24 protein-coding genes, 1 tRNA gene and 1 pseudogene are annotated in these 12,766 nt (G+C 47.5%); 3 read left to right on the plus strand and 23 right to left on the minus strand.

Features of this window, described 5'->3' with window-relative positions:
• Positions 1-3: 3 nt before the first annotated feature.
• The gene (gene fimH / locus DBY68_RS19205; RefSeq protein WP_108474109.1) at positions 4-1,008 is read left to right on the plus strand and encodes a type 1 fimbria D-mannose specific adhesin FimH; all 1,005 of its coding nucleotides are present in this window, start codon (positions 4-6) and stop codon (positions 1,006-1,008) included.
• Between the two features lie 10 nt (positions 1,009-1,018).
• Entirely contained in the window at positions 1,019-1,537 is a 519-nt protein-coding gene (gene sfmF / locus DBY68_RS19210) for a fimbria assembly protein (protein ID WP_108474075.1), read from the plus strand.
• Positions 1,538-1,575: 38 nt separating this feature from the next.
• Here the strand turns inward: sfmF and fimZ are convergent, their stop codons facing one another.
• A complete protein-coding gene (fimZ, locus tag DBY68_RS19215; RefSeq protein WP_108474074.1) occupies positions 1,576-2,208 on the minus strand; it encodes a fimbria biosynthesis transcriptional regulator FimZ in 633 nt (210 codons plus the stop codon).
• A gap of 809 nt (positions 2,209-3,017) precedes the next feature.
• Positions 3,018-3,734: a histidine kinase gene (locus DBY68_RS19220; RefSeq protein ID WP_108474073.1), complete on the minus strand. Its 717-nt coding sequence runs from the start codon at positions 3,732-3,734 to the stop codon at positions 3,018-3,020.
• A gap of 308 nt (positions 3,735-4,042) precedes the next feature.
• On the opposite strand from DBY68_RS19220, the gene DBY68_RS19225 reads away from it, so the two are divergent.
• Positions 4,043-4,119, plus strand: a tRNA-Arg gene (locus DBY68_RS19225).
• A 15-nt stretch (positions 4,120-4,134) separates the two neighbouring features.
• Here the strand turns inward: DBY68_RS19225 and DBY68_RS19230 are convergent.
• The 21 genes and pseudogenes from DBY68_RS19230 to DBY68_RS19330 all read right to left on the minus strand — a co-directional run bounded on the left by DBY68_RS19230 (position 4,135) and on the right by DBY68_RS19330 (position 12,679).
• Positions 4,135-5,298 carry a site-specific integrase gene (locus DBY68_RS19230; RefSeq protein WP_108474072.1) on the minus strand — a complete coding sequence of 388 codons (1,164 nt, stop codon included), beginning with the start codon at positions 5,296-5,298 and terminating at the stop codon, positions 4,135-4,137.
• A 131-nt stretch (positions 5,299-5,429) separates the two neighbouring features.
• Positions 5,430-5,525 (minus strand): annotated as a pseudogene (locus DBY68_RS23145) (helix-turn-helix domain-containing protein); the annotation flags it as partial.
• 12 nt (positions 5,526-5,537) lie between these two features.
• Entirely contained in the window at positions 5,538-5,777 is a 240-nt protein-coding gene (locus DBY68_RS19240) for a hypothetical protein (RefSeq protein ID WP_108474070.1), read from the minus strand.
• The gene (locus DBY68_RS23010) at positions 5,777-6,091 is read right to left on the minus strand and encodes a hypothetical protein (protein ID WP_199538676.1); all 315 of its coding nucleotides are present in this window, start codon (positions 6,089-6,091) and stop codon (positions 5,777-5,779) included. Before DBY68_RS23010 ends, DBY68_RS19240 begins: the two co-directional genes overlap by 1 nt.
• Positions 6,088-6,627: a hypothetical protein gene (locus tag DBY68_RS19250; protein ID WP_108474069.1), complete on the minus strand. Its 540-nt coding sequence runs from the start codon at positions 6,625-6,627 to the stop codon at positions 6,088-6,090. Before DBY68_RS19250 ends, DBY68_RS23010 begins: the two co-directional genes overlap by 4 nt.
• A 2-nt stretch (positions 6,628-6,629) precedes the next feature.
• Positions 6,630-6,854: a hypothetical protein gene (locus tag DBY68_RS19255; protein ID WP_108474068.1), complete on the minus strand. Its 225-nt coding sequence runs from the start codon at positions 6,852-6,854 to the stop codon at positions 6,630-6,632.
• Positions 6,847-7,359: a hypothetical protein gene (locus DBY68_RS23150; protein WP_233503909.1), complete on the minus strand. Its 513-nt coding sequence runs from the start codon at positions 7,357-7,359 to the stop codon at positions 6,847-6,849. The genes DBY68_RS19255 and DBY68_RS23150 overlap by 8 nt, the downstream gene beginning before the upstream one ends.
• 2 nt (positions 7,360-7,361) lie before the next feature.
• On the minus strand, positions 7,362-7,586 hold the full coding sequence (locus tag DBY68_RS19265) for a hypothetical protein (RefSeq protein WP_108474067.1): 225 nt from the start codon (positions 7,584-7,586) through the stop codon (positions 7,362-7,364).
• Positions 7,583-8,119: a hypothetical protein gene (locus tag DBY68_RS19270; RefSeq protein ID WP_108474066.1), complete on the minus strand. Its 537-nt coding sequence runs from the start codon at positions 8,117-8,119 to the stop codon at positions 7,583-7,585. Before DBY68_RS19270 ends, DBY68_RS19265 begins: the two co-directional genes overlap by 4 nt.
• On the minus strand, positions 8,116-8,745 hold the full coding sequence (locus DBY68_RS19275; RefSeq protein WP_108474065.1) for a hypothetical protein: 630 nt from the start codon (positions 8,743-8,745) through the stop codon (positions 8,116-8,118). The genes DBY68_RS19270 and DBY68_RS19275 overlap by 4 nt, the downstream gene beginning before the upstream one ends.
• Positions 8,742-8,906, minus strand: coding sequence for a DUF2737 family protein (locus tag DBY68_RS19280; RefSeq protein ID WP_108474064.1), 165 nt, complete (start codon positions 8,904-8,906; stop codon positions 8,742-8,744). The genes DBY68_RS19275 and DBY68_RS19280 overlap by 4 nt, the downstream gene beginning before the upstream one ends.
• Positions 8,900-9,190: a hypothetical protein gene (locus DBY68_RS19285; protein ID WP_108474063.1), complete on the minus strand. Its 291-nt coding sequence runs from the start codon at positions 9,188-9,190 to the stop codon at positions 8,900-8,902. The genes DBY68_RS19280 and DBY68_RS19285 overlap by 7 nt, the downstream gene beginning before the upstream one ends.
• 10 nt (positions 9,191-9,200) lie before the next feature.
• Entirely contained in the window at positions 9,201-9,497 is a 297-nt protein-coding gene (locus tag DBY68_RS19290) for a hypothetical protein (protein ID WP_108474062.1), read from the minus strand.
• Between the two features lie 23 nt (positions 9,498-9,520).
• Positions 9,521-9,973, minus strand: a complete 453-nt coding sequence (ssb, locus tag DBY68_RS19295; protein ID WP_108474061.1) for a single-stranded DNA-binding protein — start codon at positions 9,971-9,973, stop codon at positions 9,521-9,523.
• Positions 9,974-10,597 (minus strand): ERF family protein, encoded by a 624-nt coding sequence (locus DBY68_RS19300; RefSeq protein WP_108474060.1) that lies wholly within the window; start codon positions 10,595-10,597, stop codon positions 9,974-9,976.
• Positions 10,594-10,737, minus strand: coding sequence for a hypothetical protein (locus DBY68_RS22950; protein WP_158529129.1), 144 nt, complete (start codon positions 10,735-10,737; stop codon positions 10,594-10,596). Before DBY68_RS22950 ends, DBY68_RS19300 begins: the two co-directional genes overlap by 4 nt.
• The gene (locus DBY68_RS19305) at positions 10,727-10,915 is read right to left on the minus strand and encodes a DUF5444 family protein (protein WP_108474059.1); all 189 of its coding nucleotides are present in this window, start codon (positions 10,913-10,915) and stop codon (positions 10,727-10,729) included. The genes DBY68_RS22950 and DBY68_RS19305 overlap by 11 nt, the downstream gene beginning before the upstream one ends.
• Positions 10,896-11,054, minus strand: coding sequence for a protease FtsH-inhibitory lysogeny factor CIII (locus tag DBY68_RS19310; protein ID WP_108474058.1), 159 nt, complete (start codon positions 11,052-11,054; stop codon positions 10,896-10,898). Before DBY68_RS19310 ends, DBY68_RS19305 begins: the two co-directional genes overlap by 20 nt.
• A 399-nt stretch (positions 11,055-11,453) precedes the next feature.
• Complete coding sequence (locus tag DBY68_RS19320) at positions 11,454-11,750, minus strand: hypothetical protein (protein ID WP_108474056.1); 297 nt, start codon at positions 11,748-11,750, stop codon at positions 11,454-11,456.
• 46 nt (positions 11,751-11,796) lie between these two features.
• Positions 11,797-12,375 (minus strand): hypothetical protein, encoded by a 579-nt coding sequence (locus DBY68_RS19325; RefSeq protein ID WP_108474055.1) that lies wholly within the window; start codon positions 12,373-12,375, stop codon positions 11,797-11,799.
• Between the two features lie 13 nt (positions 12,376-12,388).
• Positions 12,389-12,679 carry a transcriptional regulator gene (locus DBY68_RS19330; RefSeq protein ID WP_108474054.1) on the minus strand — a complete coding sequence of 97 codons (291 nt, stop codon included), beginning with the start codon at positions 12,677-12,679 and terminating at the stop codon, positions 12,389-12,391.
• Positions 12,680-12,766: the final 87 nt, after the last annotated feature.

The following is a 12,766-nucleotide window of genomic DNA, read 5'->3' on the forward strand; positions in this document are numbered from 1 at the left end:
AGTATGAAAGGCGCCCTTGCACTGGCGGCGGCATGTCTGGGAATGACGGCGCTTCCCGCCTGGGCGACGGTGTGTGCGAATTCGGAGGGCGTTGCAAAAGATATTGCCTATAACCTGACGGATGTTTTTACCAGCGCGAATAACCAGGTGGGGCAGATAGTTACGCTGTCGCAGAAGTCGGGTTTGGTGGGTGTCAACGCCATTTGCCCAAAGGGAACCTCTGGCAACACGACCATGCGAAGTTATACCACCGATCTCCCGATTACCAGCGTGGAAGATAAATTCCAGTATGTAAAACTGAATGAATATCTTGATGGTGCCATGAAGATAACGGATGACTATGCGGGGGAGTTTTATCCTCCGGTGCGTTACATCCAGATGGGTTCGCACCCGAATGTCTCGAAAAACAAAGCGTTTCCGGTAACGGATTCCAAGCTGGTTTTCCGTCTTAAAGTGACACGGCGCTTTATCAATATGGTGGTGATCCCTCAGCAGACCATGTTCAGGGTCTATGTCACTACGACAAGTGCCGATCCGCTCACCACCGTCGTTTACACCATCAGCTACAGCGGCACCATTGAAGTGCCGCAAAGCTGTGAAATTAACGCCGGTAATGTGGTCGAGTTTGACTTTGGCGACATTGGCGCATCGCTCTTTTCTCAGGCTGGCGCCGGGCAGCGTCCACCGAGTGTGCCTGCACAGAGCAAAACTATCGGAATTAAATGCACCAACGTGGAAGCCAATGCGTACCTGACGATGCGTATCGAAGCTGAAAAAGTATCGGGGAATGCGTTGGTCTCCGACAATCCCGATTTAGGTTTCGTGGTTGCTGATGCAAACGGTAATCCGCTAACGCCAAATTCGCTGGGCAGTACCATCCCGTTCCGTCTGGATGACGCCGCGCAGGCGCAGGTGGGCATTCGTGCGTGGCCGGTCAGCATTACCGGCAATAAACCCGCGGAAGGGATATTTACATCGCGAGGCTATTTGCGTGTTGATTACGATTAAGAGAGGCAAGATGCCACGTCATTTCACCTGTGCCCTGACATTGCTGGCGATGATGAGTACTGTACAGGCGGCCACGCCCCTGGGCGAGATCAACATTCAGCTGTCCGGCAATATTGTGGATTTAAGCTGCGTGGTCAACGCCAGCGACAGTGCGAAAGAAGTCCAGTTGGGATCCTGGCCCACAAAGCAACTCCAAACGGCGGGCAGCAAAACTCAGGCGATGCCCTTTTCGATTCGCCTGACGGGCTGCCCGCCGGGGGCGGTATCGATAACCTTTGCCGGAACGCCTGACGCTCAGGACAATACCCTGCTGGCGCTGAATGGCACAAGCCAGGCCAGTCGCGTTGCGGTGGAGATCCTTGATGAGGATAAATCTCGCCTTCCGTTACAACAGGAGAGTAAAGCGGTAGCCATTGACGCACAAGGGGATGCCACTCTGTCGTTTTACGCCAATTACATTTCCACGGCAGATAATCCACAGCCGGGGAGTGCCGATGCGGATGCAACCTTTACGCTAAACTATAACTGACTTCCCGGGCCCGTTTCAGGGCCGGGATTCATGAAGGGCTAGAGTAATTCGTGAGCTTTCGCATAATCTATCAGTTCAACGATAGTATGCACGCCAAGTTTGGTGAAAATATTTGATTTATGCGCGCTAATAGTTTTATTACTCAACAATAGTTGGGCTGCTATCTCTTTATTAGACAAACCATTAGCAAGATAACGTAGTACGGTAATTTCTCGATTGGATAACGGCATGTCGTTAAACTTATTACTGCGCGTGTTACCGCCACCGAAGATATTCATGGAGTCGGCCGGGAAAAAAGAATATCCGGCCAGGAGCATCTCCACCGCTTTATAGATATCACACAGATCCTTCCGTTTACTGACAAAACCATTTGCGCCAGCCCTGATCGCCCGACAGGCATAGAACGACTCCGATTTGGATGATAAGAAAAGAACCTTGGTGCTTTCACTGATGTTCTTTATCCGTTTGAGTAATGAAAACCCGTCTGAACCAGAAAGCTCAATATCAAGTATAACCATATCAACATTGTTATTCCTAATGTATTCAATGACTTCATGGCTATTATCTGATTTCAGAACAACCTGAACCTGTGGGTTTTTTTGGAGCAGGACCTCGATCGACATTCTGACTATAGGGTGTTCGTCCATAATGATAACGGATGCCGGTTTCATCTTTATATGCCTCAGACTGGTGGAATAGTTACGTGGGATTCCTTTACGGAAACTATTACAAGTCGAATGGATAAATAAAAAATTTTAATTTTTAGCTTACTTCCAGAGGAGTTATCTATCCCTACTTGTACCATTATAAAGTGACAATTCTGTCCGGTACTTAAACAATGCCTAAACCCTTGAAAAAGGCTTTTCTTATAACACGATAAGTACATGGCTATTATACTTGCTATGAATTGTCCGAAAAGCATTATTAAAGTCGCATCAATCCGTAATTAATATGATGTTCTAGTCAGAAAGTTTATTTAAATTATTTTTGGTATTTACCACCAGGTGTTTAAAATCCTGTAGAGGACTTAACTTTTTTTCCAGGCATAAATATTAATAGATGCTAAATGTTGAAAACGTGTTAATTGATGTGGCGCAATTATTGGGGAATAATCGATCGGTAAACATATCCGGAATGGCGCAATTCAACGATTATTCCACAAAAAATTCCTTTTGATCTCGATGCGAGCTATAGGAATGGCAAAAGAAAGAAATTTTATCACTGTAATCTAAAACCCTACGATATCTGGCCGTTAACGCCGGTCAGCTCTGCAAATAGCGCTATTTGCAAGGTTCCTTTATGAATACACAACAGAGGAATGCACTTTTACGAACTGGTTTAAGAGTGACTTTTGCTATCTAAAATCGGGTCTTAGGAATAGTTATAAAGTTTGCGATATTGTTTAAATTTAACAAAAAAAGATCAATTCGATTAAGTAATTTCTTAAAACAATCTAAGATTTAAGAGGTTAACGAAATTGTCAGTTTGAACTAGCAGAAAGATTTTTCAGCAAGTGAATAAGTTCTGAGCGATGCTGTAGCTTGAGCCGTTCAACAATGCGCCCCAGGCGATAGATAATCCTGTGATAATCTTTGTCGTGATCGCTGGCGATGGATTTCAACGAACGCCCCTGGGTCAGCGCCATCAGAATGAGCCACTCATCACGTGAGAAATGACTTTTCCGGTTGAACTGCATTGGCTGCGGCATAAGCAATTTTTTGCGCAGCGTACGAAAGGGTGTGTGCCGACTGATTATCCGCAGCGTTGTCACCGCCTTCATAAAATGCAGGGCTTTTTTGTCCTGTGTCGGGGTTATCAGGTGAATATAATTTTGCGGAAACGCAAAGCTGATGCGCCGCAAGCGATCCAGCGTTTCGATGGCTGGTGCATCGGTGTAGTAAATATCGACCAGCAGTTGCACGCCGGGGGCTTTGGGAAGCAAGTCCAGCGCATTATCCAGCGTTGAGGTTACCCAACCGTTACTCAGTGGATAGGGGGCGAAACGAAACCCCTGCCGTAAGAATTGATCGCTGCTGACCAGAATAAAATGAGGGGAGTCGGTTTTGTGCGTGAGGGCAAGTGAGTGAGTCAGGCGTTCAAGTCGATCAAAAAACGGGGGCCAGGCGTGTGGATTCTTAAATCCAGGGTGATCGGTGCCTGAACGACGCCTCCTTTCTCTGCGAATTGCGATGCGCATGCTTCTCTTCCTGGCGCCGTCACGCGCGTCTTCACTTATAGCTTATCTAACGATGCGGTCAAACAGCCAGTAGCAGACATTGTGACACCAGAGTCAGGTTCTTCTCTAAGGCAATACTTAAAGTTAGGTAAGGGTTTTCGCAGCACTCAGGCTACCTTAAGAAGAGTGGTTAAAAAAAACGCAAGGGCTGTTCGCGTAATGTCCATCTTCGCGAACAACCCTGATTTCACATTGAAATGGATTGACTCACCGTCCGGTGACCGTATAATTCCTCGCGTTTCACCCCCGCGAAGTTCTGGCTTCACAATGCGCCCTTAGCTCAGTTGGATAGAGCAACGACCTTCTAAGTCGTGGGTCACAGGTTCGAATCCTGTAGGGCGTACCATTTCAAATCAATCAGTTACGCCTCTTTTATTTCCTCCTGATTTTGAGTGTGGGACATATCTGGGACATCATTGATAAAAATCGAGTCAATCTGACGTGCGTGTTCAGTTAAATGATTCGGTGCCAGGTGTGCATACCTGCGAACCATCTCGATAGACTCCCAGCCTCCCATCTCCTGCAAAACAGACAACGGAACGCCAGACTGAATTAACCAGCTAGCCCACGTATGCCTCAGGTCATGGAATCTGAAATCAACAATTCCCGCACGCTTACACGCAGCTTTCCATGCTACTGAATCATCAACCCGCATCTTTCTTACTGTAGGCGTCAGAGTTCCATCAGGTCGATGCTTTGCTTTGGTGTGGACGAACACCCATTTATTGTGATTGCCAATCTGGTCTCTAAGTACCCGGCATGCTGTATCATTCAGTGCAACGCCAATTGCTCTGTTTGATTTGCTGTCCTCCGGGTTTATCCAGGCAACGCGACGCTGCATGTCTATTTGTTGCCATTCAAGATTGATGATGTTAGAACGCCTGAGCCCGGTTGCAAGCGCAAACTTAACAACCGACTTAAGCGGCTCCGGACATTCATCAATCAGCCTTTTAGCTTCCTCCGCCTCAAGCCACCTGACGCGCTTATTCCTTACTGAAGGGATTTTGATAACAGGTGACTTCTCCAGCCATTTCCAGTCACGCTCTGCTGCACGCAATAAAGCTTTCATCATCGCCAGATGCTTGGCTTTTGTCGCTGTCGTCACTGGTCGTGGCGTAAATGCAGGTGGCTCAGTTCCTTTCCGCTTCGCTGCATCTACCTTGCTCTGCCATATCTCCTTATCCTTCCTGTTCTGCATCCTGCTAACAGCGGCGTAAATCTTCCCTTCTGTAATATCCTTTAGTCGAATCCCTTCGAAGTGCATCAACCAGAACTCCATTCTGCTCTTGTCAGAATCGAGAGACTTCTTATCTGCTTTCTCTTCAAGCCATCTCAAACAAGCTTCTTCAAAAGTCACATCCGGAAAGTCACCGAGTCTGTCTACTCGCCAGAGTTCTGCCTTTCGCTTGTCGTGCAACTCCTGAGCTTGCCGCTTGTCCGTTGTGCCAAGAGATTCCTTAATTCGCTTCCCGCCCGGGAGCGAGTACGAGGCGTACCATATTTCACCTCTGCGGAAGAGTGACATTTTCTTTCCTCTTTAATGTCATCACCCGCGCTCACGTCGACAGTATGCAGCGGAGAATGAAGAGCCGCAATGCAGGCTTGTCTGGTGGTGAGGTAAGGGGATTTAGGTTTTGAAGGGTCTTTACGGGTTGCTTGCAGTCGGCCTGTGCGAATCCAGTTGGTGGCGGTAGGTCTGGATATCTTGAGAAATGCACAGGCCTCATCGAGTGTGAGGCTGTGTGATTCCATGGTTACTCCGTTTCAGTAAGTTAGTAGCTCCGCTTTCTTTATGATTTCAGAATGAACATCATCGTCAACGTCATCTACTCCAATTTCATATAAGGCTTCTCTAACCACATCGACTTCTTCTGGTTTAAAAAAGTCATCTCGGTAGTCACCAAATAAAACCGAAACAAGCCTTCCTCCAGCTACATCAAGGCGGGAGCTAACTGGAGGCTCTTTGCCATCTTCGAACTCAACGACGAATGTCATTTTAGACATCACATCCCCTCCTGCTGCGGTGCTGCTGCAAGCATGGCTTTCCATACACTCTGGAATGATTCATTCTTCATGTTCTGCTTGGCTCCTTCCTTAAGCATGTCCAGGGTTGCGTCAACTGGCACCAGTTGCCAATCATCCGGAATTACCTGAGAGTTGCCAGCCTGAAGCATGGTGGCACGGCGTTGCTGTAGTTCGGCCAGCGCTAGCATTACATCATCAATGACAGGCGACTCCATTTCATACAATTCAAGAGAATCCCTTGCCACACGGATCAGTGCGCTCAGGCGCTCGTCTGTTAGGTTGTTATTGGTCATGATTTACCTCCCAGAAGCATGGCGGCGCGGCAGGCGTCATACGATTCACGCATCGCATCTTTGACCCAGCCGAGTGGTTTGTTGCCGCGGATTTCCAGCCATTCATCGAATGTTGGTACAGTCGCCACCGGTTGCGACACCGCAAACAGCGGCCCCGGAGCAACATCGAAACGTCGCCAACGGATATCGCAGGTACGTTCTTCGCCTTCTTTGTGCCAGGCTACAACGTCGGCTACAGGTTCTGCGTCAACTGCCATCGCTGGCGGGGCGGCGTAGAGTGGTATAAGGTCTGGCGCAGGATTTCTCCACATCCATTCTCTCCGAGCAGCTCCAGCCAGAAAGTTTCGGAGTGCCTGCGGGTCTGCATACGCTACTGGTTCGGAGTCCATTGCCGCCAGCAGCGCATCCATGGCGATCATGCCGAGGCCAAACATGTCAAACTGCTCTTTGTCGGCTACCGGGTCGTAGTCCTGCTGCCAGCATTCAAAATCATTGCGCAGGCGCTGGGCTTGCTCTTTTGTGATTGGGGTTGTCATTGTTAGTTCGTCCAGTAAGTGAGTTCTTCAGCAACGTGATAATTGGCGTCAGCCTGGTCAGTAAATGGCGGGTCAGTTTTCAGGTGTTCTTCAACCGTTATCGCTGCATTCTCACGACAGAACGCTTTCCAACCCTTACGGCCTGTTTTCCAGCCTCGATGCCAGCCAAGCTCTTTCGTCTCGGTGCGCCATGCTCGGTTTGCTAACTGCATCTGTGTCTTAGCCATTGTTCTGCTCTCCTTCGATAACCTGGATGCCAGCCGTACGCGCATAGACAATCACACCATCATCAGGACGCTTACGCGGTAAATAGATTTCAGGGCGAGGCCAGAGCGCAATGAATCGTGATTCTCTATTTTCCAGCCGGCAATATGCTTTCTGGCTCATCACACCTACCGCGCGAAGTGTCGACTCCATACGCTCCAGCTCAGCAATGCGCTTTTCGGCAATATCCAACTCACTACCCAATTTCTCAGTCATATGAAACCAGTTGGCTCGTTGCTCTTCTTTGGCTTCCAGCGCCTCTACCAGTGCCTCAAGCTGCAAAAATGCTGCATATGCCAAGTCAGAAATAGGCCGTTCAAACTGAATTTCTTTACCGTTTTCGTTTTCAACAACTGATTCGAAAATTGCTTCTGCGACGGAAGACTCTGCCAGTTCGCGGAGTTGTTTCGCTGTTTCAAGCGCGTTGACCATCAACATATCGGTACGCTGCGCCAGTTCTGTTGTCATGCTCACTCTTCATCCTCCAAATCAGCGATAGCATCCATTACGTCAGAGCCACGAATGACCTCAAATGCATGGCAAGCCATTTCGAAAACAAGGCGCTCTTGTGGGTGTGGTGACTGCCAATATTTAAAACCAGGCCGATGTGAATAGCCCTGCATGGCGTAGAACTGACCAGCAAGTTCGATCGCTGCATCGACAAGCTCACGGTTAGACATTGTTGTCATGCTCATGCTGTTTGCTCCAGTTCGTTCAGGCCATCACGTACCGCGCTAACGATGCGATCGAGGTATTGATATTCGTGGTTCGGCACTTTCGGCCATTTCGCATACCATGGGTCATCACCGAATAGGCTAAGCAGCTTGTCACCGACAAGGTAATTGCAGCAGCACGCTTTCACATCGTCAGCATTTTCTGCCTCATCCCACATAGAACGGGCTTCTTCGTGGCTAATCTCCAATTGGCGGCGAAGTTTGATGATTTCTGATTTCACGAAAATAAGGTTTTCATCGTTATCATCATCAACAGTGCTTTCCAGCTGCGGGTCGAAATAGCCGATAAGGTACTCATTGCTAACGCGCTTAATGAACGCCTGCACGGTGTCGCCGCCCATGGCAAACCAGGCGCCGGTCCAAGCCTTACCAAAGCATGTAACGGTGATGCGGCCCTTACCAGGTTCATAGTTCTCAATCATCACGCGCACCGGATCGAGACGCTCTACATCGGTAATGGTGAAAGCCAGTACATCCATTTTTTCGATTTTCATGCTTCCCCCTCGCGAAGCTGGGTTGCGAATTCATCGCATGCGCTGATGAACTCAGAGTATTCGAACTGCATATCTGATGGGACGTTCATTACAGCCATCCACTCATTAAGATGCTCCTTGAGCTTCTCAACACCCCGCGCCTCAGCTTCACGCAGGATGCTGTCTGTCACGATTTCCTCTTCGTCACTTACAATCTGCACCCCAACATATTCACTATCGGCCCAATCACCAGAATCATGGTCATACCGCTCGCAGTTAAATTCTCCGTTACTGTCTTTAGTTGGAATGGTGTAGCTATCAAACGGGCCGCCATACGTAGGAACATTGCCGAGTTCTGGATGCTCAATCCACATGAAGAATCTACGTCCTGTAATGGGGCAAAACTCCGGCTTCCACTGTTTGGATAGGCATGTACTGCTGACCAGTTGCTTCAAATGCTCCTGCAACTCCACACCATCAGGACAGTTCGTCACTTCACGCGCTTTCTCAAGCGTTGAGTGTGCTGCTGTTAGTTCGTTAATTTTGTTAAGCTTTCTCACAAGATATTCTGCGTTGGTTTCATTTACCTTCAAATCGCCGGGAATGCATTTGCCGCGCAGAAATCCTTCCATCTCAAATAATTTCATTTCTTCACTCCCGGCAATCTTGCATTCAGATATTTATTTTCATTCACGCTTGGGAATGAATTACGCGCTAACAGTTCTTCGCGTGATGGGTAAGGTCTGATTCTCTGGCGCGCCACTAATTCACCAGGAGTTAATGAAGGGTCGTATTGTCTGCCTAACATGATTTCGCCTCCATAAAGTCATTAATCGCTTTGCTCAATGACAGTCCAAGCGTCTCTATGTGCTGCTGTAATTCCTGAAGTGATTGCGATTCTGATGCCAGAATTTCACGATGGCATAGTTCTTTAACCAGATGCTCAAACTTGCTGTAGTAACCACAGCGCACCAAAACTTCATTACCAAAATTTTTACTTTTCTCGTCGTTTACTTTCTTCTTTTCGCTGAGAACAAGGTCATGCTTGGTTCCTGTGATAACGTATTTACCCAAATCTATGTTTAGTTTCATGAGAAGTTCCTCAGTCGTTACGAGTCTGACCATAGCGACCGATGTAATTCCTGAGTCGCTCTTCGGTGTATTCAACCGGGCGAACCGGCCCGGTAATTTGCCAATATGGTCTGGCGATAGTGTTTGCATGCCATACAGCGGCTGCGTGACGCTCCTGGTATTTACGCAGCATTCGTTCATCCCTTGATTCCCGCACTCCGTTGCAACCATTTGCTACATGCTCTTTAAGCATCTGAAGCACCTCTTCTTTGGTGCGGTAGCGTTTTGGAAGATGCAGGTATCCCGCCCCTTGAAGAGGTGTATTCATGGTTAAGTCCTTATTGTTTTAAATCAGAAGGGGATATCATCATCGAAGTCCATAGGAGGCTCATTCGATGTTTTCTGTTTTGGTGGTGGTGCAGATTGAGGTGCTTTAGGTTGATTGTCGGGTTCTCTCTTTCCTCCAATCATTTGCATTGTTCCGTTAATACCAACCTGAATTTCTGTTGTGTATTTCTCAATTCCTGCCTGGTCAGTCCATTTTCTGGTTTTCAGCTTTCCTTCGAGATAAACCTCAGAACCTTTTCGCAGATATTCTCCGGCAATTTCCGCAAGCTTTCCGCTAATTACTACGCGGTGCCATTCAGTTTGCTCTTTCTGCTCACCTGTCTGTTTATCTCGCCACTGTTCTGATGTTGCTACAGTGAGATTTGCAAATGCCGCACCAGAAGGTGCGTAGCGCACCTCCGGGTCTTGGCCTAATCTACCAATGAGGATAACCTTATTTACGCCTCTACTAGCCATTTATGCCGCCTGTTTTAGTTCTTTGATACGAATGCCTGTAACGTCTTTACATTTAGCTTGATGATCAGCAAATCCGTTCAGCCTTGTCCATGTAAGAGCGTATTGTTCCTGTAGTTTCTTGCCGTCATTCTCAATACTTGCGTATTGGGTGAACTCAGAAAGAATTTGGTCTGCATCCGCTGGTTTAATGTGATGAACCTCAGCATCAGCATCAATTGCAGTCTCCTCTGTTGGAATGCAGAAGGCCTGAAACGCTGCGTACTTATATGCGATAGACATGGCCTTGTTCGTGGCCTTATCACCGCTATCCATCGCCTCTCCGTAGGTGGTTACGGTATGAATGCTGCCATCCTCTGTACTGACAAAATCGAATTCCGCCTTTACGACAACATAAAACAACACGCCACCTTTCTGTGTTGTTCTTTCAGTTACAGAGCGCTCAGTGATTCGAGGAAGGATAAGAAGTCCGTGATTAACAAGGGCTGGAGCTAACGCATTGTATACCTGGTCAATTCCGCGGAAGTTGAATCCCTGCTGCTGATTTCGTCTGTCTTTGCTAATTCCTGTTGTAGCCATCTCCTTAGCTACAGCACTAATTGCTGCGTAAACCTTATTGCTTGTCATGAGTAATACCCCGCTAACTCCTGCAATGTGACTTGCTGGTTATTCCGTTCTGCTGCCAGATTAATTTGCTGCTCAACTTCTTCTTCAATCTCTGGAGATATGAGCGCTATAAATTCATCATCATCAAAATCATGCAGCATGTTTCTTATCCCAATCTTCGTCTTGCCATTTATCCCAGCCAAGAGATATTCCCGCAGCCCACATATAGGCCTCTGCAATACCTTGCTTAGTGTCAGGGAATGATTTCTCGTACAGCTTGTTGAACTCACGATTTCCTTGCTGAACAAGGATGGTTCCGTTAACAGGCACAATAGTCATCGCGTGGAACTCCTGGCTGATTAAGGATTTCACTGAGACGCTTCCATCCGGTGCGTAATTTGCGAGTAATGCGATCTAAAAGTGATTCATGTAGATGGAAGACACCCATGCGAGTGCCTCCCGCGATTTTTATAATCATGGGTGGCTCCTTGTGTTGTTATAGGCATAGCGAAAACTCCTCGACGAAGAGTTATTGATATGCGAGTAAAAAATGCCGCCCATATAGAGCGGCAAGACTATCAAGGGATGGTTAAGGCATTTAATCAGAACATCATCCGCCGTCTCCTTTGGATGATGTGGTGCGGTATTACACCCAATAGCTAACTCAGAGAATTAGCTATCAGCTGCTATTCGCTTGGTGGTTCAGGTAATGGCATCCAGTGGGTAACGTCCTGTCGAATTGGCACGATTCCGTATGCGTCATCCCACCGACCTTCGAAATAATACAAAGTCGATATGTCACCACCCTTGAAGCATGCCAGAACCTCTTGTTCTGCATTCTCATCCGGCATCTGCTCACTACACTTAATCCACTCCATTACTCCTCCCCAAGAGCCTTGCTGATGGCTGCGCGTGACGACATCAACGGATGTTCACTATGGCAATCGTCCTCATCAACGTCGCAGATGTTAATGACGTATTCCCGAAGCTTTTTCAGCTCGTTCAGCAAATCAGGAGCTGCACTAGAAAGCCTGGCATTAGCTAATGCTTCGTCTGGCGAGCAGCATTTGCCAGGATAAAACGCCGCGTAGAATCTATTCTCATCGCCCTGTAGCGCGTAAACCATTCGCCCATCACGTACCCATTCTTGTTTTGTTCCTTTAAACTCTTTCATATTCACCTCTGTGGCTTGCTGCCAAAAGAAGGCCGACTATGCGGCCTTATGATTTGCTCTCTAATGCAACCTTGTGGTTATGCTGCGCGGTCTGCACAACCATTTCAGCAAACTTATTAGCAACATTCTGACGAATTCCTTCGTTAACACACTCAGTAATTTGACGGTCAATGTCTCGGTTTATTCCCTTAAGCTTTTCCTGTACAACGTCCTGAACTCTCTTGCCGGTAAGCCAAGTAATGAGTCGGGTTTTACCGCTGTAGCTGTCAGCAAAGTTTCCGTTATCGTCTACCTTTTTCTCCATTAGCCCATCAAATGTGCGCTTGATAAGGTCGGTAATAGTCAGACAGTCTTGCGTATCGCCCCATTTATCGGTAATGGTCACTTCTTTTTCAAGCCAGTCATCGGCGAACTGAACGGCCTTTTGTTCGATTGCTTTTCTGGCCGCAACTATTGACTCGTTAATGGCTTCATTAATCTGCTGTGAAGCCTCTTTCTCAACCTTCGCTAAACAGTCCTTAGAGATGGCTGCTTTCACTCCTGAGATGATCTGGTGTTTAACTTCTTCATCCATGTCACCATCTTCGCCAAGCCATTCCAGATCCACAGTTATATTCAGTTTCATAATTAACCCTCAATTAAATAAGTGGGATAGATTTCCCTTTTACCTTCTGACGACCCGCACAAGTCACACCCATGTCACCGCGTGGCTTGCTGTAGTAAATGCGATTAGAACGCTCTGGTAACTCTTCCTGAGCTTTCTTCTCTCTCAGGCTAACCAATGACGTAGCAGCCACAACGCGATTGCTACAGCCCTCTGAGATGCGTGTAAATGCGCGGTCAATCTTCTTGGCTAGCATCTGGTTATCTCGAAGCTGTTGTTGATGACGAATAGCGCGTAATAACTTCTTGTGTTCACGATTAGTCATGATTGCCTCCTGAAATGGTTTTGGTGGTGTGGTGGTCGACTATCTTTAGCTCGACAGCGTCACCTGAGTGGCTTCCTGCGCATTGGT

The sequence above is a fragment of the Pseudocitrobacter sp. RIT415 genome (assembly GCF_003057695.2).
Lineage (GTDB): Bacteria > Pseudomonadota > Gammaproteobacteria > Enterobacterales > Enterobacteriaceae > Pseudocitrobacter > Pseudocitrobacter faecalis.